The sequence below is a fragment of the Geodermatophilus sp. SYSU D00698 genome, assembly GCF_054050335.1.
In genome coordinates this window covers 82,089-104,847 of the sequence record NZ_JBJGZD010000009.1, presented here as the reverse complement: position 1 = coordinate 104,847, position 22,759 = coordinate 82,089, and the positions used below count along the sequence as shown (strand labels likewise).

General features: G+C 76.5%; 27 protein-coding genes. 13 read left to right on the top strand and 14 right to left on the bottom strand.

The features are described 5' to 3' along the window. Nucleotides 1–9: 9 nt before the first annotated feature. The 4 genes from ACI8AB_RS10775 to ACI8AB_RS10760 form a co-directional block, all read right to left on the bottom strand. Nucleotides 10–651, bottom strand: a complete 642-nt coding sequence (locus tag ACI8AB_RS10775) for a response regulator transcription factor (protein WP_456903125.1) — start codon at nt 649–651, stop codon at nt 10–12. Between the two features lie 68 nt (nt 652–719). Then, nucleotides 720–1,748 (bottom strand): type III polyketide synthase, encoded by a 1,029-nt coding sequence (locus ACI8AB_RS10770; protein WP_456950127.1) that lies wholly within the window; start codon nt 1,746–1,748, stop codon nt 720–722. Between the two features lie 40 nt (nt 1,749–1,788). Next, nucleotides 1,789–2,571 (bottom strand): methyltransferase domain-containing protein, encoded by a 783-nt coding sequence (locus ACI8AB_RS10765; protein WP_387991999.1) that lies wholly within the window; start codon nt 2,569–2,571, stop codon nt 1,789–1,791. Nucleotides 2,572–2,579: 8 nt separating this feature from the next. Further along, entirely contained in the window at nt 2,580–2,924 is a 345-nt protein-coding gene (locus tag ACI8AB_RS10760; RefSeq protein ID WP_456950126.1) for a DUF3140 domain-containing protein, read from the bottom strand. 109 nt (nt 2,925–3,033) lie between these two features. Here ACI8AB_RS10760 and ACI8AB_RS10755 point away from each other — a divergent pair, with 109 nt between their 5' ends. The 10 genes from ACI8AB_RS10755 to ACI8AB_RS10710 all read left to right on the top strand — a co-directional run bounded on the left by ACI8AB_RS10755 (nt 3,034) and on the right by ACI8AB_RS10710 (nt 9,815). Continuing rightward, nucleotides 3,034–3,624 carry a DUF6328 family protein gene (locus ACI8AB_RS10755; protein WP_456950125.1) on the top strand — a complete coding sequence of 197 codons (591 nt, stop codon included), beginning with the start codon at nt 3,034–3,036 and terminating at the stop codon, nt 3,622–3,624. A gap of 33 nt (nt 3,625–3,657) precedes the next feature. Then, complete coding sequence (locus ACI8AB_RS10750; RefSeq protein ID WP_456950124.1) at nt 3,658–4,584, top strand: ribokinase; 927 nt, start codon at nt 3,658–3,660, stop codon at nt 4,582–4,584. 70 nt (nt 4,585–4,654) lie between these two features. Continuing rightward, complete coding sequence (locus ACI8AB_RS10745; protein ID WP_456903129.1) at nt 4,655–4,807, top strand: hypothetical protein; 153 nt, start codon at nt 4,655–4,657, stop codon at nt 4,805–4,807. Nucleotides 4,808–5,238: 431 nt separating this feature from the next. Beyond that, nucleotides 5,239–5,913: a TetR/AcrR family transcriptional regulator gene (locus ACI8AB_RS10740; RefSeq protein ID WP_456950123.1), complete on the top strand. Its 675-nt coding sequence runs from the start codon at nt 5,239–5,241 to the stop codon at nt 5,911–5,913. Nucleotides 5,914–5,981: 68 nt separating this feature from the next. Then, a complete protein-coding gene (locus ACI8AB_RS10735; protein ID WP_456903131.1) occupies nt 5,982–6,407 on the top strand; it encodes a hypothetical protein in 426 nt (141 codons plus the stop codon). A gap of 46 nt (nt 6,408–6,453) precedes the next feature. Further along, nucleotides 6,454–6,639 (top strand): hypothetical protein, encoded by a 186-nt coding sequence (locus ACI8AB_RS10730; protein WP_387991978.1) that lies wholly within the window; start codon nt 6,454–6,456, stop codon nt 6,637–6,639. 70 nt (nt 6,640–6,709) lie between these two features. Further along, nucleotides 6,710–7,108, top strand: a complete 399-nt coding sequence (locus ACI8AB_RS10725; RefSeq protein WP_456950122.1) for a lipopolysaccharide assembly protein LapA domain-containing protein — start codon at nt 6,710–6,712, stop codon at nt 7,106–7,108. 149 nt (nt 7,109–7,257) lie between these two features. After that, a complete protein-coding gene (locus ACI8AB_RS10720) occupies nt 7,258–9,102 on the top strand; it encodes an acyl-CoA dehydrogenase (protein ID WP_456950121.1) in 1,845 nt (614 codons plus the stop codon). Between the two features lie 270 nt (nt 9,103–9,372). Further along, nucleotides 9,373–9,624, top strand: coding sequence for a hypothetical protein (locus ACI8AB_RS10715; protein WP_456950120.1), 252 nt, complete (start codon nt 9,373–9,375; stop codon nt 9,622–9,624). Next, nucleotides 9,624–9,815 carry a hypothetical protein gene (locus ACI8AB_RS10710; RefSeq protein ID WP_387991967.1) on the top strand — a complete coding sequence of 64 codons (192 nt, stop codon included), beginning with the start codon at nt 9,624–9,626 and terminating at the stop codon, nt 9,813–9,815. Before ACI8AB_RS10715 ends, ACI8AB_RS10710 begins: the two co-directional genes overlap by 1 nt. 20 nt (nt 9,816–9,835) lie before the next feature. Here ACI8AB_RS10710 and ACI8AB_RS10705 read toward each other — a convergent pair whose 3' ends face one another. The 5 genes from ACI8AB_RS10705 to ACI8AB_RS10685 all read right to left on the bottom strand — a co-directional run bounded on the left by ACI8AB_RS10705 (nt 9,836) and on the right by ACI8AB_RS10685 (nt 15,007). Further along, nucleotides 9,836–10,441, bottom strand: a complete 606-nt coding sequence (locus tag ACI8AB_RS10705) for a response regulator (RefSeq protein WP_456950119.1) — start codon at nt 10,439–10,441, stop codon at nt 9,836–9,838. Further along, complete coding sequence (locus ACI8AB_RS10700) at nt 10,438–11,643, bottom strand: sensor histidine kinase (protein WP_456950118.1); 1,206 nt, start codon at nt 11,641–11,643, stop codon at nt 10,438–10,440. Before ACI8AB_RS10700 ends, ACI8AB_RS10705 begins: the two co-directional genes overlap by 4 nt. A 41-nt stretch (nt 11,644–11,684) precedes the next feature. Further along, the gene (locus ACI8AB_RS10695) at nt 11,685–12,485 is read right to left on the bottom strand and encodes an ABC transporter permease (RefSeq protein WP_456950117.1); all 801 of its coding nucleotides are present in this window, start codon (nt 12,483–12,485) and stop codon (nt 11,685–11,687) included. 25 nt (nt 12,486–12,510) lie between these two features. Next, complete coding sequence (locus ACI8AB_RS10690) at nt 12,511–13,461, bottom strand: ABC transporter ATP-binding protein (protein WP_456950116.1); 951 nt, start codon at nt 13,459–13,461, stop codon at nt 12,511–12,513. A gap of 175 nt (nt 13,462–13,636) precedes the next feature. Next, entirely contained in the window at nt 13,637–15,007 is a 1,371-nt protein-coding gene (locus ACI8AB_RS10685) for an MFS transporter (RefSeq protein WP_456950115.1), read from the bottom strand. A gap of 239 nt (nt 15,008–15,246) precedes the next feature. On the opposite strand from ACI8AB_RS10685, the gene ACI8AB_RS10680 reads away from it, so the two are divergent. Both ACI8AB_RS10680 and ACI8AB_RS10675 read left to right on the top strand, forming a co-directional pair. After that, nucleotides 15,247–15,999, top strand: coding sequence for a 3-hydroxybutyrate dehydrogenase (locus ACI8AB_RS10680; RefSeq protein WP_456903138.1), 753 nt, complete (start codon nt 15,247–15,249; stop codon nt 15,997–15,999). Between the two features lie 17 nt (nt 16,000–16,016). Continuing rightward, nucleotides 16,017–17,969 carry a helix-turn-helix domain-containing protein gene (locus tag ACI8AB_RS10675; RefSeq protein ID WP_456950172.1) on the top strand — a complete coding sequence of 651 codons (1,953 nt, stop codon included), beginning with the start codon at nt 16,017–16,019 and terminating at the stop codon, nt 17,967–17,969. Here the strand turns inward: ACI8AB_RS10675 and ACI8AB_RS10670 are convergent. Next, complete coding sequence (locus ACI8AB_RS10670; protein WP_387991947.1) at nt 17,959–18,141, bottom strand: hypothetical protein; 183 nt, start codon at nt 18,139–18,141, stop codon at nt 17,959–17,961. The genes ACI8AB_RS10675 and ACI8AB_RS10670 overlap by 11 nt on opposite strands. A gap of 86 nt (nt 18,142–18,227) precedes the next feature. Between ACI8AB_RS10670 and ACI8AB_RS10665 the strand changes: the two genes are divergently transcribed. Next, nucleotides 18,228–19,106 carry a 3-methyladenine DNA glycosylase gene (locus tag ACI8AB_RS10665; protein WP_456950114.1) on the top strand — a complete coding sequence of 293 codons (879 nt, stop codon included), beginning with the start codon at nt 18,228–18,230 and terminating at the stop codon, nt 19,104–19,106. An 86-nt stretch (nt 19,107–19,192) separates the two neighbouring features. On the opposite strand, the gene ACI8AB_RS10660 is transcribed toward ACI8AB_RS10665, so the two are convergent. The 4 genes from ACI8AB_RS10660 to ACI8AB_RS10645 are packed head-to-tail and all read right to left on the bottom strand — an operon-like array spanning nt 19,193 to nt 22,756. After that, nucleotides 19,193–20,341, bottom strand: a complete 1,149-nt coding sequence (locus ACI8AB_RS10660; RefSeq protein ID WP_387991941.1) for a branched-chain amino acid ABC transporter permease — start codon at nt 20,339–20,341, stop codon at nt 19,193–19,195. Further along, nucleotides 20,338–21,222: a branched-chain amino acid ABC transporter permease gene (locus ACI8AB_RS10655; RefSeq protein ID WP_456950113.1), complete on the bottom strand. Its 885-nt coding sequence runs from the start codon at nt 21,220–21,222 to the stop codon at nt 20,338–20,340. The genes ACI8AB_RS10660 and ACI8AB_RS10655 overlap by 4 nt, the downstream gene beginning before the upstream one ends. Next, nucleotides 21,219–21,962, bottom strand: coding sequence for an ABC transporter ATP-binding protein (locus ACI8AB_RS10650; protein WP_456950112.1), 744 nt, complete (start codon nt 21,960–21,962; stop codon nt 21,219–21,221). Before ACI8AB_RS10650 ends, ACI8AB_RS10655 begins: the two co-directional genes overlap by 4 nt. After that, nucleotides 21,959–22,756 (bottom strand): ABC transporter ATP-binding protein, encoded by a 798-nt coding sequence (locus tag ACI8AB_RS10645; RefSeq protein WP_456950111.1) that lies wholly within the window; start codon nt 22,754–22,756, stop codon nt 21,959–21,961. The genes ACI8AB_RS10650 and ACI8AB_RS10645 overlap by 4 nt, the downstream gene beginning before the upstream one ends. Nucleotides 22,757–22,759: the final 3 nt, after the last annotated feature.

Sequence of the window (22,759 nt, the reverse complement as noted above, 5' to 3'; positions counted from 1 at the left end):
CCCCGCCGGTCAGGAGGACCGGCGGCCGCGCAGCTCGGTGGCCAGGATCGCGGCCTGGGTGCGCCGCTCCAGCCCCAGCTTGGCCAGCAGGTGGCTGGTGTAGTTCTTGACCGTCTTCTCGGCCAGGCCCATCCGCTCGCCGATCTGCCGGTTGGTCAGCCCCTCCCCGATCAGCATGAGCACGGTGCGCTCCTGCTCGGTGAGCGCGGCCAGGCGCCGGTCGCCGTCGGGCCCGGACCCCGGCCGCCGCCCGGGCCAGCCCGCCAGCGTGCCGCCGCCCGCGACCGTGTGCACCGCCGAGACCAGGTCCGCGCCGCGCACCTGCTTCACGACGTAGCCGGCCGCCCCCGCCGACGCGGCCGCGGCGACGGCCGCCTCGTCGGCGTAGCTGGACAGCACCAGGCAGCGGACCCCGGGCAGCCGCTCCCCCAGCTCGCGGATCAGCTCGGCGCCGTCGCCGTCGGGCAGCCGCATGTCCACGAGGACGACGTCGGGCCGCACCGCCGGGCAGCGGGCCAGGGCCTCGGTGACGCTGCCCGCCTCGCCGACGACCGCCAGCCCCGGGTCGTCCTCGAGGACCTCGGCCACGCCCCGACGCACCACCTCGTGGTCGTCGACCAGGAACACGCGGACGGACGCACCGGTGACCATGACCGCCCCCCTCCACGATCGTGATCGGGATCACAGAGGGTAGTGCGGAAACGGACGGTCCTGCGAGGTCAGGTCGGCAGGAGCAACGCTGCGTACAGTGTCAACCCCGGTCCGAAGGCCATCGCGACCACCGGACCGTCGACGTCGCCGAGCTCCTGGAGGACGAGCAGCACGGTGGCCGAGGAGCAGTTGCCGTGCTCGGCCAGCACCCGGCGGGACGCGGCGACCTGTGCCTCGGCGAGGCCGAGCTCGTCGCGGGCGACGTCGATGATCCGCGGGCCCCCGGGGTGCACCGCCCACCCGGCGACGTCCTCGACCCGCAGGCCCGCGCCGTCGAGCAGCTCCGCGACGACGTCGCCCACGTGCCGGGACAGCACGTCGGGCACCCGCGGGGACAGGCCCATGCGGAAGCCGAGGTCGGTGACGTCCCAGGTCATGTGGTCGGCCGTCGAGGGGTCGGTGCGCGCGACCACGCCGGCCAGCCGCCGCCCGCGCGCGGCGCCGGGCTCGACGACGACGGCGGCCGCGGCGTCGGAGAACAGCGCGTGGGCGACCACCTGGTCCAGGTCCCGCTGCGCCGGCTGCACGTGCAGGCTGGTCAGCTCGCAGCAGAGCAGCACCGCCGGGCGCGAGCGCGCGGCCACGAAGTCGCCGACGGCGGCCAGCCCGGGCAGCGCGGCGTAGCAGCCCATGTGCCCGACCAGCAGCCGCTGCAGACCGGCGGGCATGCCCAGGTCGCTGGCCAGCCGGATGTCCAGCCCGGGGGTCGCGTACCCGGTGCAGGTGGCGACGGCGAACAGGCCGACGTCGCCCGGCGCGAGGCCGGCGTCGTCGAGCGCCCCGGCGACCGCCTGCTTCCCCAGCGGCAGCGCCTCCTCCACGTAGCGGGCCATGCGCGCGCCGGTGCTCCACCGGCTGAGGTCCTCGTCGACCGGGTTGGCGACCGCGTGCCGGGTGCGCACGCCGGCGCTCGCCCAGATCCGCCGGGCGGCGCGGACGCCCTCGTAGTGGCGGGCGAAGAAGCCCTCCCACGCCGCGTCCTGGTCGAGGGTCGCCGGGAGGGCGGCTCCGGCGCCGGTCAGCACGGCGGCGCTCACCCGCGGGGCTCCCGGGGGAACGCGCTGCTCAGCGAGGCGATCACGCCCCGACCGTACGGGCGGAGGCGGTGCGGCGCTCCTCGGGTGGCGTGCCGTCACCCGGTGGACGCGCAGCGTCGCGCCGGCGGCCGTGGCCGGCGAACAGCACCGCCGTCGTGGGCAGCTCGCGCATGCGGACGACGTCGCGCCGGCCGAGCCGCCAGGCGACCAGGTCGCGCACCGACGGCCGCAGCCCCACGAGCCGCAGGTCCAGGCCCAGGCCGTCGGCGGCGGCGAGCAGCCGGCGCCGGTCGACGAACAGGGCGGGGTCGTGGATGCCCGGCGGCGGCCCGCCGGGGACCCGCTCCATGAGCCGGACGGCGATCAGCTCCGCCAGCCGGGTCGCGGCGATGGCGTCGATGACCAGCGTGCCGCCGGGGCGCAGCAGCCGCGCGGCCTCGGTGAGCACCGCGACGTCGTCGGCGACGTGCTCGAGGATCTCCCCGGCCACGACGACGTCGGCGCACCCGTCCCGCAGCGGCACCGCGAGCACCGAGCCGCGGACGGCGCACACCCCGTGCCGGGCGGCCACCGCCAGCCCGGCGGCACCCAGGTCGACGCCGACGTGCCGGTAGCCCAGGCGGGCGGCGTGCGGGGCCATGAGCCCGCCGCCGCAGGCGAGGTCGACCAGCAGGGCGCCGGGGCCCGGCGCCGGGGGGATGTACCGGGCCCGGTGGGCGGCCAGCCAGTGCAGCATGGCGAAGCCGCCCGAGACCTCCCACCACTGGTCGGCCAGGTCGTCGTACTGGGCCGGGTCGTTGCGGCGGGGGTCGTCGATGCGCACGGGCGGGGTCAGCCCTTCTCCAGCGGGTCGTGGCCCCAGTTCATCAGCGAGTACCGCCACCTGGAGTCCTCGACGTCCTCCTTCGCCGGCTCCTGGGCCAGGTGCCGCTGGACGTAGCCGTGGACCTTCCGCATGTGCGCGTAGTCGTCGTCGGTGAGCTCGCCCTGCTCCTTGCGCAGGAGCTCGACGATCCGCCGTCCGGACTCGTGCCCGGTGGACTCCCCCGACCCGCCGCTCTTCTGCCCCACCGACTGCGACTCGTCGGTGGCCAGCCACCGCTCCAGCTCCGAGGCGCTCATGTTGACCGCCTCGTCGAAGTCCTTCCTGATCGCGTCCCGGTCGTCGTCGGCCACGGCCCCTCCTCGGTCGGTCTCCCCGGGTCGGTACCGCGGCGCCGACCTCGGGAAACGGCGTGCGGGCACGGGCCGGGTAGGCGGGCGCCGTCCCGGGTACCCGGGGGCCGTGGGGCCGGGTGGGAACGGGGACGGGAGGACGACGACGCGCGGGCGCGCCGGCGGCGTCGACGTCGCCACCGCGACCCAGAACGCCGAGGCCCGCGGGGAGAGCCTCGACCAGGTCCTCGACCGGAACCTCGCCGAGCTGCTGCAGGAGCTGCGGGTCGCGATCACCGGCGTGCAGGTGTTGTTCGCCTTCCTGCTCGGCCTGGCCTTCACCCAGCGGTTCACCGAGCTCGACGGCTTCCAGCTCACCGTCTACACCGTCACGCTGCTGGCCTCGGCGCTGGCGACGGTCGCCCTCATCGCCCCGGTCGCCTTCCACCGGCTGGTGTTCCGGCGGCGGCGCAAGGCGGTGCTCGTCGTGGTCGGCGACCGGCTGCTCCTGGTGGGCCTGGCCCTGCTCGTGCTGGCGATCAGCTCCGGCGTGCTGCTCGTCCTCGACGTCGCCCTGGGCCGCGGACCGGGTGTCGTCGCCGGGGTGGGCGTCCTGCTCGTCGGGACGGCGACCTGGTACGGGCTGCCGCTGTGGGCGCGGCGCGCGGACACCGCCCACCGGCCCGGCCCGCCGGACGACGGGGTGCGGCCCGCAGACTGAGCGCCGTCGTCGCCGCGCTCCCGGAGGTCGCCCGTGTCCGTCACCGTCGTCGGCAGCCTCAACGAGGACGTGCTGGTCGCGGTCGGGCGGCTGCCCGGCCGCGGCGAGACCGTCGTCGGGCGGGCGGCGGTGCTCGCCCCCGGCGGCAAGGGCGCCAACCAGGCGGCGGCCGCCGGGCGGCTGGCCGGGTCCGGGGTGGCGATGGTCGGCCGGGTGGGCGACGACCCGGCCGGGGAGCGGCAGCGGGCGGCGCTGGCCGACGCCGGGGTGGACACCGCGCTGGTCCTCCCGACGCCGGGGCACCCGACCGGCTCGGCGACGATCCCGGTCGAGGACGGCAGCGGGGAGAACCTCATCGTCGTCGTCCCCGGGGCCAACGGGGAGCTGACGCCGGACGACGTCGACGTGCCGGCCGTGCGGCGGGCCGCGGTGGTGCTCCTGCAGCTCGAGGTGCCGTTGCCGACCGTGCGGGCGGCCGCGGACGCGGCGTCGGGCACCGTCGTGCTCACCCCCGCGCCGCCGCAGCCGCTGCCGCCGGAGCTGCTGCGGCGGGTGGCGGTGCTGGTGCCCAACGAGCACGAGCTGGTGCAGCTGGCCGGCGCGGACCCGGGGCCGCGGGCGCCCGCGGAGCTGGCCGCCCTCGCCCGCACCCTCGGCGCCGCGGCCACCGTGGTGACCCTGGGCGCCCGGGGCGCGCTCGTGGTGCCGGCGGACGGTCCGGTGCTGCTGCAGGCGCCGCCGCCGGTCGAGCCGGTGGACACCACCGGCGCCGGCGACTGCCTGTGCGGCGCGCTCGGCGCCGCCCTCGCGCGGGGCGCGGACCTGGCCGGCGCGGTGCAGGAGGCGGTCGCGGCCGCGGCGCTGTCGACGACCGGGCCGGGCGCGCGGGGCGCCCTGCCCGACGCGGCCGCGGTCCGGGCGGTGCTGCCGCGGGTGCCCGCGGCGGTGCGCGTGGACTGAGCCGGGGTTGGCGGGCGCGCAGGTGGGCAAGGCCTCCCCGACCGCACCGCCGCATCCCGAGGAGGACGCCGTGACCGAGCCCGAACGGCCGCCGCGCACGCCCGAGCGCGCGGAGGGCGACCCGCCCGGCGACGAGGGCGACGCCGGGCGCACCCCGCGCTCCGAGGAGCCCGCCGAGGGGCAGCCGCTGGGCGACGGCCCGGCCGAGAGCCCCGACGTCTGACCGGGACGGACCCGTCCCGGCCGGGGCGCGGCACGGCCCGGCCGTGCCGCGCCCCGGGGTGGCGGACGTCCCACCCCCGGGCGGGTGTGATCCCCGCCCGGGGGCCGTTCCCCCGGGCCGGGCGCGGGCAGGCCGGCCCGCATGGACGAGGTGCGGCCCGAGGACCGGGTCCGCGACGACGCCACCGGCGCCCCGCCGGCCCCGGGGTCCGGTGCCGCCCGGGCGGCCGCCGAGCGCGTCGTCCGGCTGCCGGCCAACCCGCGCCGCACCCGCCGCGCCGGACGCCGCCCGCCGCGTCGTCACAGCGGTCCCACGCTTCACCACCGCCCCGACCTGCGCGTTCGCCCCTCGGCACCCACGAGCGCGCAGCCGTGCCGGGCACCCGGCGTGCCGCGAACTGATCCGTCACGGCAGGCGGCACGATCCACCGCGTGACCGCCGCCGCCCTCTCCTTCGCCGACGCCGACGCCGACGCCGACAGCCCCACCCCGGTCCGCCGCAGCCGCGCGGAGCGGGAGGCGATCGTCCTCGACACCGCGGAGCGGCTGTTCTCCGCCCGCAGCTCGCGCAGCGTCGGCATGGACGAGCTCGTCCGCGAGACGGGCCTGGGCAAGATGACCGTCTACCGGCTGTTCAAGAGCAAGGACGAGCTGGTCGGCGCCTACCTGGCCCGCAAGGCGGCCACGGTGCTCGGGCACGTCGACGAGCTCCTGCTGCTGCACGAGCACGACCCGCGCGCCGCGCTGCTCGCCGTCGTCGAGTACGTCGACGCCGACGTCACCCGCGCCGGCTTCCGCGGCTGCCCGTTCACCAACGTCAGCAGCGAGTACGACGACCCGGCGCACCCGGCCCGCAGCGCGGCCGCCGACTACAAGTTCGAGCTGCACGCCCGCCTCGAGCGGCTGGCCGAGCAGGTCGCGCCCGGCTTCGGCGAGGACCTCGCCGCCCAGGTCCACCTGATCATCGACGGCATGTACCTCTCCGGCGGCCTGCTCGGCCCCGACGGCCCGGCCGCCCACGGGCGCGCGCTGGCCGAGCAGCTCACCGACCTCGCGGTCGCCGCCTCCGCCGCGGTTCCCGCCGGGCCGGTCGCCGTCCCCGCCTGACCCGGCGCCCGGCGGGGAGCCGCACCGCTCGCCGGGCGGGCCCGGCCCCGGGCCCGCAGGATGGGCCGGTGACCGTGGACCGCAGCCGCCCCGACCTGGACGACACGACCGTCGAGGGCCTCGGCAGGCTCTCCGAGGCACTGGAGACGATCGAGCAGGCCCGGGGCCAGCTCTACGGCTTCCACCAGCACTCCGGCAAGGCGGACCTGCTCCTGCAGGAGGCGGTGGAGCTGTTCCGGAAGGCCGGGCACACCGAGCTCGCCGACGACCTCGACCGCGACCTCGTGGGCCGCAACGTCATCGCCGACCGGTGGACCTTCCAGATCGTCGAGGACTACGACGCGAACTACTGGTCGGTGTTCCGCGCCTTCGACGAGCGGGCCCGCGAGGAGCTGGCCGACGGCGACCGGCACGTGTTCGAGGCGCGCATGAAGCAGCGAGAGCGCACCGCCGGGCACCCCGCGCACGAGGCCGGCCCCGCGCTCGACGACTGACGCCGTCCGGTCGCCGCCCGCCCGCCGGGGCCGCAGACTCGGGCGGGTGAGCACCCGCGAGCAGAAGATGCCCGAGCCGGACGAGCCCCGCTCCGTCGGCCCGCTGGGCAGCAGCACGTCCGGCCCGCCGGCGCCCGACTCCGACGGCCCCGAGGCGACCGGCCCGGCCGACGGCGCCGCCGGCCCGTCCTGGCCGCCGGCGGAGACCGAGCCGGCCGCGCACCGGGACTGAGGCCCCGCTCCCCGAGCGGAACCCCGGGGTCCGCCGTTTGAGGGAGCCGTCCCGCGGACAGTCCGCGATCATGACTGCTCCCGGTTCGCCCGCCGACCCCCGGTACCCCACGTCCGGCACGTCCGCGCCCGGCAGCGACCCGCTCGCCGGCGGCTACGGCACCCCGTCGACGTCCGCCGGCACCTCCCCCGCCGGCACCTCCCCCGCGACGTCCCGCCCCTCCGGGCCGTCGCGCGCCGGGGCGGCCGGCCGCACCGTCGGCCGCGGCCTCGCCCTCGGCCTGCTGCTGTTCGTCACCGTCCTGCTGGTGCTGTTCGTCGTGTTCAACGGCCAGACGGTGCAGATCAGCCTCGTCTTCGGTGACGTGCAGGCGCCGCTGGTGGTGGCGCTGCTCATCGCCGCGGCGCTCGGGGCGCTCGTCGCGTCGCTGGCCGGCCTCGTGCTCCGCGCCCGCCGCCGCAACCGCTGACCCCCTGCCCGGGACGCGCCTGACCCCTGCGGGCGTGTCCCGGGCCGTGGCCTTGCTCCTGGTTACCCGCCGGTAATAACGTTCGTTACCGGCGAGTAGGCATCCCTGCCCGCCGTCCCCCCCGGTACGGAGCAACGGAGCCAGACCGCATGAGCCACTACACCGCGAACCTGCGGGACCTCGAGTTCAACCTGTTCGAGTTCCTCGACACCAAGGACCGGTTCGGCACCGGCCCGTTCGCGCAGATGGACGCCGAGACCGCGCGCGGCGTGCTCGCCGAGATCCGGCGGCTGGCCGAGGGTCCGATCGCCGAGAGCTTCGCCGACGCCGACCGCAACCCGCCGGTGTTCGACCCGGCCACGCACTCGGTGACGCTGCCGGAGAGCTTCAAGCGCTCGGTGCGGGCCATCGAGGACGGCGAGTGGTACCGCCTGGACCTGCCCGAGGAGCTCGGCGGCTTCGGCGCCCCGCACGCGCTGACCTGGGGCGCGTTCGAGATGGTGCTCGGCGCCAACCCCGCCGTGTTCATGTACGGCGCGTGGGCCGCCTTCGCCGCCGTCCTGCACGAGCTCGGCAACGCCGAGCAGAAGCGGCTCGCCGAGCTGATGATCGAGCACCGGTGGGGCGCCACCATGGTGCTCACCGAGCCCGACGCCGGCTCCGACGTGGGCGCAGGCCGGACGAGGGCCGTGCAGCAGCCCGACGGCTCGTGGCACGTCACCGGCGTGAAGCGGTTCATCACCTCCGCCGAGCACGACCTGTCCGACAACATCGTCCACCTCGTGCTCGCCCGCCCCGAGGGCGCGAAGCCCGGCACCAAGGGCCTGTCGCTCTTCGTCGTCCCGAAGTTCCACGTCGACCTCGAGACCGGCGCGCTCGGCGAGCGCAACGGCGTGTACGTGACCAACGTCGAGAAGAAGATGGGCCTCAAGGTCTCCACGACCTGCGAGCTCACCTTCGGCGACGGGCCGGTCCCGGCCAGGGGCTGGCTGGTCGGCGACGTGCACGACGGCATCGCGCAGATGTTCAAGGTCATCGAGCACGCCCGCATGTTCGTGGGCACCAAGGCGATCGCCACCCTGTCGGCGGGCTACCAGCAGGCGCTGGCCTTCGCCAAGGAGCGGGTGCAGGGCGCCGACCTCAGCGCGACGTCGAAGGACGCCCCCCGGGTGACCATCACCCACCACCCCGACGTGCGCCGCTCGCTGATGCTGCAGAAGGCCTACGCCGAGGGCATGCGGGCGCTGTACCTCTACACGGCGAGCTTCCGCGACCGGGTCACCGAGGCCGAGGCCGCCGGCACCGCCGACGGCGAGGAGGCGAGGCTCGCCGCCCGCGTCAACGACCTGCTGCTCCCCGTCGTCAAGGGCTTCGGCTCCGAGCGGGCCACCCAGCTGCTCACGCAGGAGTCGCTGCAGACCCTGGGCGGCTCGGGCTACCTGCAGGACTACCCGATCGAGCAGTACATCCGGGACTCCAAGATCGACACGCTCTACGAGGGCACGACGGCGATCCAGGGCCAGGACTTCTTCTTCCGGAAGGTCGTCAAGGACGGCGGCGTCGCGCTGACCTGGCTGGCCTCGCAGATCCAGGCCACCATCGACGCCGAGGCCGGCAACGGCCGGCTCAAGGAGGAGCGGGCGCACCTCGCGACCGCCCTCGGCGAGGTCCAGGCGATGCTCGCCGCCATGTTCGGGCAGCTCACCGGCGCCCAGCAGGACGTGACCAGGCTCTACGAGGTCGGGCAGAACACCAGCCGGCTGCTGCTGGCCGTCGGCGACCTGGTCACCGCGTGGCTGCTGGTCCGCCAGTCCGAGGTGGCGCTGGCCGCCCTGGCCGGCGAGGTGAGCGGGAAGGACCGCCTGTTCTACGAGGGCAAGCTCGCCGCCACCCGCTTCTTCACCACCCAGGTGCTGCCGCGCCTGGCCGGTGAGCGCGCCATCGTCGAGGCCACCGACAACGCGCTCATGGAGGTCCCCGAGGGCGCGTTCTAGGAGGACCCCCTTCCTCCCACGCCCCGCACACCCGGCGCCGGGCCCGGAGGGGTGGCCGTTCCAGGACCTCACCGCGGCCGGCGGCCGTCGTCCCCCTGGTGGGGACGGCGGCCGTCGTCGTCCCGTGGGACCTCGCGGCGCGGTGCCCGTCCTCGCGCTGCGGGGTGAGGGCGGGACCGCGGGACCAGGTCGGTCGTCGGCCGCCGGCCGTTTCGCGGGGGCGACGGCGGGCATGGCCTCCCGCGACAGCGCCGTCGGACAGGAGGCACCATGACCGACCCGCAGGGCAGCGACCGCATCCAGCAGGGCGTCCCGACCGCGTCGGGCTCGGGCGACAACAGCACCACCGGGACCGGCTTCGACGACGTCCCCCTCACCCGCGACGAGGCCCTCGAGCGGGACGCCGCCTCCGGCGACGACCTGCCGGCACGCGCCGACAGCGACGTCGCCCGGGCCCGGACGGACGGCCCGTCCGGCGAGGTCCCGGGGCCCACGCCCCGTTCCGGAGGGAGATCGGACTGATGAGCGAGACCGAGCACACCGGCTACCGCGAGTCCCCGGACACCACCGACGGTCCGACCGCGAGCAACATGGTCGACGGCGTCCCCGGCGAGGACCGGTCCGACGGCGGCGAGCAGGACACGACCCTCACCACCGACGACGACGCCCAGCGGGACGACTCCGTGGTGCGCGGCGGCAACGAGGCCAGCTGATCCCGGCCGCGGCGGCGGGCTTAGATCCAGCCGTGGCGGCGGGCGATCTCCACGGCGGCGTGCCGGTTGGCCGCGCCGAGCTTGCCCGCGGCCGACGACAGGTGGTTGCGCACCGTCCCGGGTGACAGGTGGGCGCGGGCGGCGATCTCCTCGACGGGAGCGCCGCCCGCGGCCAGCTCCAGGACGTCGGCCTCGCGCGGCGTGAGCGGGCTGTCGCCGGCGCTAATGGCCTCGGCGGCCAGTTCCGGGTCGACGTAGCGGCCGCCGCGCGCCACCGTCCGGACGACGTCGGTGAGCACCGGCGCCGCCACGGTCTTGGGCAGGAAGCCGCGCACGCCCGCCGCCAGCGCCCGCTTGAGGTGCCCCGCGCGCCCGTGCCCGGTGACGATGACCGACGCGCAGCCGGGCACCAGCGATCCCAGCCGGGCGGCGACGGTGATGCCGTCGAGGTCGGGCATCTGCAGGTCCAGGACGGCGACGTCGGGGGCGTGCGCCCGCGCCATGGCCAGCGCCTCGTCGCCGGAGGCGGCCTGCGCGACCACCTCCAGGTCGTCCTCCAGCGCCAGCAGCGCCGCCAGCGCCGAGCGGATGAGGTTCTCGTCGTCGGCGAGCAGCACCCGGATCACCGCACCTCCTCCACCGCCCGGGCGGGCACCCGGGCCTCGACGACGAACCGGTCCCCGTGCCGCCCCGCGGACAGCCGGCCGGAGGCGGCCGCCAGCCGCTCGGACAGCCCGCGCAGTCCGTTGCCCCAGCCGGCGCCGGTCCGGCCGGCGCCGTCGTTCTCCACCCTCAGCCGCACCGGGTCCCCGGCCGTCAGCGTGACCGTGCACTCGGCCGCGGAGCTGTGCCGCAGGACGTTGGTGACCGCCTCGCGCACCACCCAGCCCAGCGCCGCCTGCACCGGCTCGGGCAGGGCGGCGCCGTGCTCCTCGCCGTGCACCGTGCAGGCGATGCCGGCCGCCCGCAGCACGGAGCGGGCGCCGGCCAGCTCGCCGGCCAGGTCGGTGCTGCGGTAGCCGCGGACGACGTCGCGGACCTCGCGCAGCGACCGCTCGGCGATCCGGCTGATGTCCGCGACCTCGTCGGCCGCCTCGGGCCGCTGCCGCCGCACCAGCTCCCCGGCCAGCTGGCTCTTCACCGCGATCGCCGAGAGGTCGCGGCCCATGACGTCGTGCAGGTCGCGGGCGAAGCGCAGCCGCTCCTCGGCGACGGCGAGCTGCAGCTGCACGCCGCGGCTGCGCTCCATCGCGACGACGACGTCGAGCACCCACACGGAGAAGCGGAAGGCGAGCACGAGGCCCGTGACGGCGACCGCGAACGTCACCGCGAGCACCAGCGCGGCCGGCCAGACCTCCCCCGACGCCAGCGCCAGCGCGCCGACGCCCAGCCCGACGACGGCCGCGGCACGGGCCAGCGCCCGCGACGTCCACACCGGGGAGACCGCGGTGAGCAGCATCGCCGCGGGCAGCACCACCAGCCACCGGCCCTCGGGGTCGGCGCCCGCGCCGACGGTCGCGGCCGCGCCGAGGGCGGTGGCGAGCGCCGCGGCCGCCGCGGCGGCGACCAGCGGGCGGCCGGGCAGCGGGCGCTGCGTCGCGCGGGCGGCCAGCCCGGCCCGCGCGAGCAGCACCGTGGTGACGGCGACGAGCACCGAGCCGGCCAGGTACAGCCGCGCGGTCCCGGTGTCGCCGAGACCCGCACCGGCGACGACCAGCAGCGCCCACGCCGGCGTCAGGCCGAGCCAGGCGTAGAACGACCAGCGGGTGTAGAGGTCCAGGCGCTGGGGGTCCGAGCGGTCCCGCCACCAGCGCGCGACGGTCGGCACGGCGCCCATGCTGCCGTACCGACCGCCGGGGGCCGCGTCGCTCACCTGCGGGGCGCCCACCGGAAGACCCGGGGCGCCACGGCGGCGGCGACGGCGATCCAGGCCGCGAGGACCAGCAGCGGCTGGGGCGCGGCGGCCCAGGCGCCGGCCCAGTCGACCGACCGGCCGTCCCACGTCTGCCCGGCCAGGCCCAGCCGGGCGAGCTCGACGACCGGCTCGATCGGGGTCAGCCGCACCACCTGCGCGACCTGCTCGGGGAAGGCGGTCAACGGCACGACGATGCCGGAGGTGATCGAGGCGAGCACCACCAGCGGCAGCGTGGTGATCTGCGCGCTCTCGGCGGTGCGGGTGAACGAGGTGCTCGCCGCGGCCAGCAGCGTCATCAGGAGCATCCCGCCGAGCAGGGCCACCAGGGGCAGGACGACGTCGGTCGGAGCCGACCACTCCCCGATCACGGCGGTGCCGGCCAGCACGAGGACCACCTGCACGAGGGTCACCAGCAGGGTGGGGACGGCGGTGCCCAGCAGCACCTCGCCGGGGGTGAGCTCGCCGCTGCGCATCCGCTGCAGCACCAGCTCCTCGCGGCGGGCGACGTAGGTGGTCACCAGGTTGTAGTAGGTGAGGAAGACCAGGGTCACGGCGAACGCGGTGACGACCAGGCGCGGGCCCAGCGACCCGTCGCCGCCGAGCCCGGCCACGGGCACGAACGCGACGAGGAACAGCGGCAGCAGCAGCGAGTTGACGACGGCGGTGCGGTTGCGCAGCAGCAGCCGGGTCTCGGCGCCGGCGAGCGCGGCGACCCGCTGCAGGCGGGACGGGGCGGGCGCGGTGGTGGCGGTCATCGGGGGCTCCTCCCGGATCGTGCGGTCAGGACGGGTCGGCGCCGTCGGCGACGGCGAGGAAGGCCTGCTCGAGCGAGGCGGCGCGGGCCTGCAGGTCGCCGAGGACCAGCCCGTGCTCGTCGGCCCAGGCCAGCAGGCGGGTGAGGACGGGCTGCAGCGCGCGGGTGTGCAGCACGACCCGCGGCGTCGTCGCCACGACCTCGGCGCCGGCGACGGCCGGCAGCCCGGGGGCCGCCGCCGGCAGGGTGAAGCGGACCGTGGCGGGCCGGGTGGCGGCGATCTCGGCCGCGGTGCCGGCGAGGACGATCCGGCCGGCCCGCATGACCGCGATCCGGTCGGCGAGCTCCTCGGCCTCCTCGAGGTGGTGCGTGGTGAGCACGACCGCGGCGCCCCCGGCCACGCGGCGGCGGACCAGCTCCCACACCGTGCGGCGGCTCTCGGGGTCCAGCCCCGTGGTGGGCTCGTCGAGGACGACGACGCGCGGCGAGCCGAGCAGCGCCAGCGTGAGGTCGAGCCGGCGCCGCTCGCCGCCGGAGAGGCTGCGCACGCGGACGTCGGCGCGGCCGGTCAGGCCGACCTGCTCCAGGGCCTCGGCCACCGGCCGGGGTGCGGTGAGCGTGGCCGCCCAGGTCGCCACCGTCTCGCGGACGGTGAGGTCGGCGGGCAGGCCGCTGGACTGCAGCAGCACGCCGAGGTGCGGGCGGACGGCGGCGCGGTCGGCCACCGGGTCGGCGCCGAGCACCCGGACGGTGCCGCCCGAGGCCGGGGCCAGGCCCTCGAGCACCTCCAGCGCGGAGGTCTTGCCGGCGCCGTTGACGCCGAGCAGGGCGAACACCTCGCCGGGGTGGACCTCGAAGCTGATGCCGCGGACGGCCTCGACGGCGCCGTAGCGGCGGCGCAGGTCGGTGACCTCGACGGCGGGAGCGCCGGCGTCCCCGCGGGTGCGGACGTCGGCGCGCGGGTGGGTGAGCTGCACGGGGCCTCCTCCTCGCGCCCCGCCGGCTCCTGGTCGGCCGGTCCTCCGGGGCACGTCCCCACGCTGCCGCCGGATCGGGCCCGGCACAGGTGCCGTCCCTCACGACCTGGGCCCGCAGACGCACGGGGCACCCCTGACACGTGTCAGGGGTGCCCCGTGGCGGGAGCGGCTGCGGCTACACCCGGGCGCCCGCCCGGTCCGCCGTCGTCCCGACGGCGTCGTCCGCGGCCAGGTCGCGGACGCGGGTCTCGCCGTAGGCGAGGACCGCCACGAGCGTGACGACGGCGCAGGCGGCCAGGTAGACGGCTACGCGGGTCGGGCTCGGGTCGTCGAAGCTGCCGAGCAGGGCGACCGCGATCAGCGGCGCGGGCGCGCCGGCGACCAGGGACGCCAGCTGGGCGCCGATGGAGACGCCGGTGTAGCGGGCCTTGGTGCCGAACAGCTCGGCGAAGAAGGCCGCCTGCGGGCCGTACATGGCGCCGTGGAACAGCAGGCCGACGATCAGCGCCAGCACGACGAGCGCGAAGCTCCCCGTGTCGAACAGGCCGAACAGGACGAAACCCCAGATGCCGGTGCCGGCGGCGCCGAGGAGGTACACCGGCCGCCGGCCGACGCGGTCGGACAGCGCGCCCCACATCGGGATCGTCACCAGGTGCACCGCGGACGCGACGAGCAGCGCGTTCAGGGCGAACGAGGCGTCCAGGCCGAGCGCCTTGGTGAGGTAGGCCGTGGTGAACGCCGTGAGGATGTAGAAGGCGACGTTCTCGGCGATGCGGGCGCCCATGGCGACGAGCACCTCGCGCTTGTAGCGCTTGAGGACGACGGTGATCGGCGCCTGCTCGGCCGCGCCGGTCTCCCGGGCCTTCTCCTCGGCGGCGCGCTGGGCCTCGAGGAACACCGGTGACTCGCTGACCGCCAGCCGCACCCACAGGCCGACCAGGATGAGCACGGCCGAGAGCAGGAACGGGATGCGCCAGCCCCAGGACTCGAAGGCCGCGTCGGACTGGACGGCAGCCAGCACCGCGAGCACGGCGGTGGAGAGGAGCTGGCCGGCGGGCGCCCCGGCCTGCGGCCAGGAGGCCCAGAAGCCGCGGTTCTCGGGCCGGCCGTGCTCGGAGACGATGAGGACCGCACCCCCCCACTCGCCGCCGAGGGCGAAGCCCTGCACCAGGCGGAGGAACACCAGCAGCAGCGGGGCGAGCGCGCCGGCCGTGGCGTAGGTCGGCAGCAGGCCGATGGCGAAGGTCGCGCCGCCCATCATGAGCAGCGAGACGACCAGCAGCTTCTTGCGCCCGACGCGGTCGCCGAAGTGGCCGAAGACCAGCGCGCCGATCGGGCGGGCCGCGAAGCCGATGGCGTAGGTGCCGAAGGCCAGCAGCACGCCGGCGAAGTCGGACGAGTCGGGGAAGAACAGCGGGCCGAAGACGAGCGCGGCGGCCGAGCCGTAGAGGAAGAAGTCGTACCACTCGACGGTGGTGCCGATGATGCTCGCACCGACGACGCGGCCGAAGCTCCGTCTCCGGTGGGTCTGGGCGGGTGCGGACACGCGGTTCTCCTCGGTGGACGGATCCGGACCCGACCGACGCTAGGAAGCGCGCGGGGGCCTGCCCATGTGCCGGAGGCCAGTTCTGTGAACCAGGTCATGTGGTCCGCGGACATGTCCCGCGGCGGGACCGTGCCCCGACCGGCCGGGACACCCCGTGTGGGCGGCACCCACCACCGGCGCCGCAGGTGTGTGTGCCGCCGCCGTGGGAGGGGCCGCACCCGCGGCCTAGCGTCGCCGCCATGAGCGCGAAGGACCTCGAGGGACGGCGGGCGATGGTGACCGGCGGGGGGTCGGGCATCGGCCGCGCGGTCGCCGCCCGGCTGGCCGAGGCCGGTGCCGCGGTGGTCGTCGTCGACCGGGACGGCGCGGCGGCCGAGGAGGTGGCCCGCACCGTGGGCGGCACCGCCGTCGCCGTCGACCTCTCCGACCTGGCCGCCGTCGACGCGCTCGACCTCGACGTCGACGTGCTGGTCAACAACGCCGGGTTCCAGCACGTCGCGCCGCTGCACGAGTTCCCCGTCGAGGTCTTCTCCACCATCCAGCGGCTGATGGTCGAGGCGCCGTTCCGGCTGGTGCGCGGCGCGCTGCCGCACATGTACCGGCGGGGCTGGGGCCGGGTGGTCAACGTCAGCTCGGTGCACGGGCACCGGGCGTCGCCGTTCAAGTCCGCCTACGTCACGGCCAAGCACGCGCTCGAGGGCCTGTCGAAGGTGGTGGCGCTCGAGGGTGCACCGCACGGGGTCACCTCCAACTGCGTCGCCCCGGCCTACGTGCGGACGCCGCTGGTCGAGGGGCAGATCGCCGACCAGGCCCGCAGCCACGGGATCTCCGAGGACGAGGTCGTCGAGCGGGTCATGCTCGCGCCGGCGGCGCTCAAGCGGCTGATCGAGCCGGCCGAGGTCGCCGACGCCGTCGCCTGGCTCTGCTCCCCCGCCGCGGCCTCGGTCACCGGCACCTCGCTGCTCATGGACGGCGGGTGGACCGCCCACTGATCGCCCGGCCGGTGACAATGCCGGTCGTGGCCCGGACCGCAGCACCGCCCGCCGACGGCCCCGGCCGCACGTCCCGGGTCCCCTCGGCGGCCGCCGAGTACCTGCAGATGGTCCTCGACGACGCCGCGGCCATCGAGTACGAGGGCCCGCTGGTGCGCGCCCGGACCGCGGGCGCCGATCCCGCCACGCTGGCCGAGCTGGAGCGGGTCCGGCTCCTGGCGCTGCAGGTGCGCGCCGCCTTCGCCGCCCGCCGCCGCCGCGAGTCGGAGCTGTCGGCGCTGTTCGACACCGCGAGCGACCTCGCCACGCTGCGCGGCGTCGACTCGGTGCTGACCGCGATCGTCCGCCGCGCCCGCCAGCTGCTGGGCACCGACATCTCGTACCTGACGCTCAACGACGACGCCCACGGCGACACCTACATGCGGGTCACCGACGGCTCGGTGTCCGCGCGCTTCCAGGCGCTGCGGCTGCCGATGGGCGAGGGGCTGGGCGGGCTCGTGGCCCAGAGGGCCGCGCCCTACGCGACGGCGAGCTACTTCGACGACGCCCGGTTCCACCACACCGACGACATCAACGGCGGCGTCCGCGAGGAGGGCCTGGTCGCCATCCTCGGCGTGCCGCTGATCCGCGGGTCGCAGGTCATCGGGGTGCTCTACGCCGCCGACCGCGCCGAGCGGACCTTCGACCGGTCCGAGGTGGCGCTGCTCGGCTCGCTGGCCGCGCACGCGGCGATCGCGCTGGACAACGCGCGGCTGCTGGAGGAGACCCGGGCCGCCCTGGAGGAGCTGTCGGCGGCCACCCGGGAGCTGCGGGAGCACACCGAGTCGGTGGAGCGGGCCGCGGGCGCGCACGACCGGTTCATCGACGTCGTGCTCCGCGGGGGCGGCGTCGAGGACGTGGCCGCGGCCGTGACCGACGCGCTGGGCGGCCGGATCACCGTGCTCGACGAGGAGGGCCGCCCGTCGCCCGCCGCCGACGGCGGCGCCCTCCCGCCCGACCCCGCCGGCGCGCTGGCGCTGGCCCGCTCCACCGGCCGCACGGTGCGCGACGGCGACTGGTGGACGGCGGCGGTGACCGTGGACAGCGACCTGCTCGGCGGGCTGGTGCTGCAGCGCGAGGGCGACCTGTCCGACGCCGACCAGCGCATCCTCGAGCGCGCCGCGCTGGTCACCGCGCTGCTGCTGCTCATCCGGCGGACCGCCGGCGAGGCCGAGGGCCGGGTGCGCGGCGAGCTGCTCGACGAGCTGCTGACCGTGCCGCTGCGCGACCCCGACGGCCTGCGCGAGCGCGCCCGCCGGCTGGGCACCGACCTGGACCGGCCGGCGTCGGTCGTCGTCGTCCGGGTGGAGGAGCGCTGCCGCGGCCGGGCGCTGGCCGCCGCCGCGCACCTCGCCGCCACCCGCGGCGGGCTCGCCGGGGCCCGCGACGGCCGCGTCGTCCTGTGCCTGCCCGACCTCGCGCCGGGGACGGCGGCGGCGCTGGTGCGCCGGGAGGTCGCCACGGCGGTCGGGCGGCCGGTCACCGCCGGGGGCGCCGGGCCCGCACCCGGTCCGGCCGCCGTGGCCGGCGCCTGGGCCGAGGCCGGGCGGTGCGCCTCGACGCTGGAGGCGCTGGGCCGCACCGGGGAGTCGGCGAGCGCGGACGAGCTGGGCTTCGTCGGCCTGCTGGTGGGCGAGGGCCGTGACGTGCCCGGCTTCGTGCAGGCGACGCTGGCACCGGTGCTCGACTACGACGCCCGTCGCGGCACCGACCTGGTGGCCACGCTGCGCGCGTGGTTCGACACCGGCGGCTCCCCCGCGCGGGCGGCCGAGGTGCTCAACGTGCACGTCAACACGGTCACCCAGCGGCTGGACCGGGTGGGCCGGCTGCTGGGCCGCGACTGGTCGGCGCCGGAGCGGGCGCTGGAGGTGCAGCTGGCGCTGCGGCTGCACCGGCTGACCGCCGCCGAGGGCGCAGCGGTCAGCCCATGACGCCCGGCGGGACGATGCTGTCGATCCCGACGTCCCGGCGCCGGCCGCAGCGCCGGCAGACCTCGTGGCCGGGGCCGCGCAGCCGCTCGTCGTCGGGGTGCCGCTGCACGTAGGCGTGCAGTCCCAGGCGGCAGAGCAGGGGCTTCGGGGTGGTCCGCGCGTCGCCGGCCATGGCGATCGCCTCCCTCGTCGCAGACCCCAGGCTGGCACCCTCCCGTCCCCGGCCGGCGGGTCCGAGGTCCCTCCTACCCTGGTCCCGTGACCGCCGTCCTCCCCTGCCTGCCGGCGGCCGAGTGGACGGCGCGGGCGGCCGCGCACGCCGCGCGCGTGGAGCGGTGGACGGCGCCGCACCGCGACCGCCGCCGCCGGGGCGAGGCGCACCCGGTGTTGGACTTCCTGTTCACCTACTACTCGGAGACGCCGTCCCGGCTGCGCCGGTGGCACCCGGGGCCGGGCGTCGCGCTGGCGCCGTCGGCGGAGGGTCCGGCGCCGCACGCCGCCTGGCGCTGGTACGCGACCGGCGGCGACGGCGCGGTGCGGCTCGACGTCGCGGCGTACCTGGCCGACCGGGCGCCGACCGTCCGCTTCGTGCGGGACCTGCTCGCCGCCACCGCGTCCCGGCCGGCGCAGACCGGCTGCTTCGGGCTGCACGAGTGGGCGATGGTGCACCGCGCCGACGAGCGGCGGCACGCGGTCCCGCTGCGGCTGGGGCGGGCCGGCACCGACGCCGTCGTGGAGGCGCACGCGATCCGGTGCAGCCACTTCGACGCGTTCCGGTTCTTCACGCCGTCCGCCGTCGGGCTCAACCGGCTGCGGCCGACGCGGGAGACGCAGGTCGCGATGGAGCAGCCGGGCTGCCTGCACGCGACGATGGACCTCTACAAGTGGGCGTACAAGCTCTCGCCCGCGGTGCCCGGGGAGCTGGTCGCCGACTGCTTCGAGCTCGCCGTCGAGGTGCGCGAGCTGGACATGCGGGCCTCGCCGTACGACCTGGCCGACCGCGGCTACGCGCCGGTGCGGATCGAGACGGCCGAGGGCAAGGCGGAGTACGTGGCCGCGCAGCGGGGGTTCGCCGGGCGGGCGGCCCCGCTGCGGCGGCGGCTGGTCGAGGTCTGCGACGCGCTGCTGGCGTCCTAGCTCACCGCAGCGCGTCCTGGCTCACGGTCGACGGTGAGCCAGGACGCGGCATGATCAGGTCAGCTGATCGTGCTGCGGATCCCGCGTCAGACGCCGTCGCGGGGGCCGGCCGCGCCGACGCCCACCCCGCGGGACGCGGTCTCGCGCAGCTGCTCGACCACCCGGCCCGGCGGCGGGGTCTCCCCACCGGTGGGCGCCGAGGGACGGCGGCCCGAGCGGCGCTCGCGCAGCCGGGCGACCAGGCCCGCGATGCCGCCCGGCACGAAGAACACGACCACCACGAACAGCGCCCCGAGCAGGAACAGCGGCTCCGACAGCGGCACCCGCAGCCAGGCCGGCAGGTCCTGCACGGCGGGCGAGGAGGCCAGGTCGGTGAGCCGGCTGTCGAGGTAGGTGTAGAGGACGCCGCCGAGCACCGCGCCCCACCGGCTGCCCGCCCCGCCGAGCACCACCATGACCAGCAGGCCGAGGGTGAAGTCGGCGGTCGTCGTCCGGGGCGTGGAGCCGCCGAGCAGCAGCAGGTGCACCACCCCGCCGAGCGCGGCCAGCAGGCCGGCGAGGACGAAGACGACCAGCTTGAACGAGTAGGGCCGCAGGCCCAGCACCTCGACCCGGCGCTCGTTCTCCCGGATCGCCTGCCACACCCGCCCGGCCCGCGAGCCGGTCACCCACGCCACGACGACGTAGACGACGGCGAGGTAGGCCAGCGCCAGCCAGTACAGGTTGACGGTGTTGAGGACGCCGACGAACGCGTCGGGCACGTTCGAGCGGTCCAGCGCCAGGCCCTCCTCGCCGCCGGTCAGGCCGCCGGGGTCGCGCAGGACGACGATCGACCCGACCTGCGCCATGGCCAGCGTGACCATGGAGAAGGCGATGCCCGACACCCGCAGCGCCACCCCGCCGACCAGCAGCGGCAGCGCGATGCCGACCACGGTGGTCAGCGCGAGCGCCGCGCCCAGGCCCCAGCCGAGCTCGGTCAGCGCCAGGTTGGCCACGTACGTGCCGGCCGCGAAGTAGAGCGCGTGCCCGAACGACAGCAGCCCGGTGAACCCGAACAGCAGGTCGTAGGACAGCGCCACCCCGCCGAAGACCAGGCACAGCGCCAGCAGCTGGAGGGTGCCGGGGCTGTTGAGGACGCCGTCGAAGAGGCCCGGGACCTGCAGCGTGGAGTACGGCAGGACCGCCAGGACGACGAGGACGACCAGCGGCGCCAGCCGCGTCAGGTTCCGGCTCATGCCACCCTCGCAGTCAGCCCGCCGGGGCGGGTGAGCAGGACGACGGCGAGCAGCAGGACGACCGACAGGTCCCCCACCCCGCTGGCCGCGTAGTAGTTGGCGAACTGCTGCACCAGCCCGACGAGGACCGCCGCCACCGCGGCGCCGGTGATCGAGCTCATCCCGCCGATGACGACGACGATGAAGGCGAAGATCAGCAGCGAGGTGCCCTGGCCCGGCGAGATCGAGCCGAGGTAGACGCCGCCGAGAGCGCCGGCCAGCGCGGCGAACGCGCCGCCGATGGCGAAGACCAGGGTGAACGCCCGCCGCACGTCGATGCCGAGCGCGGTCACCATCGACCGGTTCTCCACACCGGCGCGGATGACCAGGCCGAAGCGGGTGTAGCGGAGGAAGGCCAGCACGGCCAGCAGCACGACGGCGGCGCTGCCGATGAGCAGGAAGCGGTCGTTGGGCACGCTGGCGCCGAGCACCGACGTCGTGTCCTTGGCCCAGGCCGGCGCCGGGAAGGGCCGCGGGTCGGCACCCCAGATCGCCCGCACCAGCGCGACCAGCGCCAGGCTCAGCCCCACGGTGACCAGCACCTGCTCGATGTGCCGCTCGTAGAGCGGGCGGATCAGCAGCAGCTCGATCAGCGCCGCGACGACCGTGCCGACGGCGACCCCGAAGGCGACGGCGAGCGCGAAGCCCCACCCGCCGGACCCGGCGCCGGGCAGGTTCTCCGAGGCCCACCAGGTGCCGTAGGCGCCGATGGTGAGGAAGGCGCCGTGGGCGAAGTTGAGCACGCCCATCAGCCCGAAGATCAGCGAGAGCCCGGACGCGACGAGGAAGTACAGCGCCGCGAGCCCGAGGCCCGTGACGGTCAGCAGCACCACGGTGCTCACGCGTGCGCACCCCCGCTCGAGGCGACGCCGAGCAGCTCGCGGGTGCGGTCGGCGTCGGCCAGCAGCTCCGGCGCCGACCCGCTCCACACCGCGCGCCCCTGGTCGACGACGACGGCGTCGGTGGCCATGCGGCGCACCACGGACAGGTTCTGCTCGACGAGCAGCACCGTCACCTCCTCGGCGGCGCGGGCGAGCACGTCGGCGACCTCGGCGACCAGCAGCGGCGCCAGGCCCTTGGTCGGCTCGTCGACGAGCAGCAGCTGGTTGTCGTTGAGCAGCAGCCGGGCGATGGCCACCATCTGCTGCTGGCCGCCCGAGAGGGTCCCGGCCAGCTGGCGGCTGCGCTTCGCGAGCTCCGGGAACAGCTCGTACACCCGGTCGTGGTGGTGCGCGGAGTCGCGCCGCTCGGCCAGCGTGAGGTTCTCGGCCACGGTCAGCCCGCCGAAGACCTCGCGGTCCTCGGGCGCGTAGCCGACGCCGAGCCGGACGACGTCGTGGGTGCGCCGGCCCGACAGCCGGTGCACGCGGCCGGCGGCGTCGGTGAGCTCGATGCGGCCGGCCGAGGGCACCAGGCCGAGCACCGACTTCACCGTCGTCGTCTTGCCCGCGCCGTTGCGGCCGAGCAGGGCCGTCACCCCGCCGCGGCGGACGGTGAGGTCGACCCCCTGCAGGATGTGCGATCCCGACAGCCGGACGTGCACGTCGGAGAGCCGGAGCAGCACCGGCCGGTCGGCGGTCACAGCTGGTCCCCCAGGTAGGCCTCCTGGACGACGGGGTCGGCGGTGACCCGTGCCGGGGTGTCCAGCGCGAGCAGCGAGCCGTGGTGCATGACGGCGACCCGGTCGGCGAGGCCGAGCAGGACGTCCATGTGGTGCTCGACCATGAGCACCGTCCGGCCCTCCTCCCGGTGCACGTCGGCGATGACCTGGGTGAGGCCGGCGACCTCCCCGGTGCTGACGCCGGCCATCGGCTCGTCGAGCAGCACGACGGCGGGGTCGGTGGCCAGCAGGATCGCCAGTTCCAGCTTGCGCTTGTCGCCGTGGGAGAGGGACCCGGCGAGCGCGTCGCCGCGGGCGGCGAGGCCCACCCGGCGCAGTGCCCGCTCGGCCACCTCGAACGCCCGGTCCGAGGCGCGCACCCGCTGCCAGGGCCGCAGGCTGCCGCCGAGCCGGGCCTGCGCCGCCAGGCGCACGTTCTCCCGGACACCGAGGCCCGCGAACACCGACGAGGACTGGAAGGTCCGGCCCAGCCCCAGGCGGGCCCGCGCGGCCGGGCGGGCGCGGGTGAGGTCGGTGCCGTCCAGGGTGATCGTGCCGGCGGTGACCGGCAGCAGGCCCGAGAGCAGGTTGAACAGCGAGGTCTTGCCCGCCCCGTTGGGCCCGATGACGGCGACGAACTCGCCGGGAGCGACGTCGAGGGAGACGTCGGAGACGATGACCGCGCCGCCGATCGCGCAGGTCAGGCCGGCCACCCGGAGCACCGGCTCGCCCGCGGGGCGGGCGGCCGGTGCCGGGGCGGGGAGGGAGGCGGTCACTGC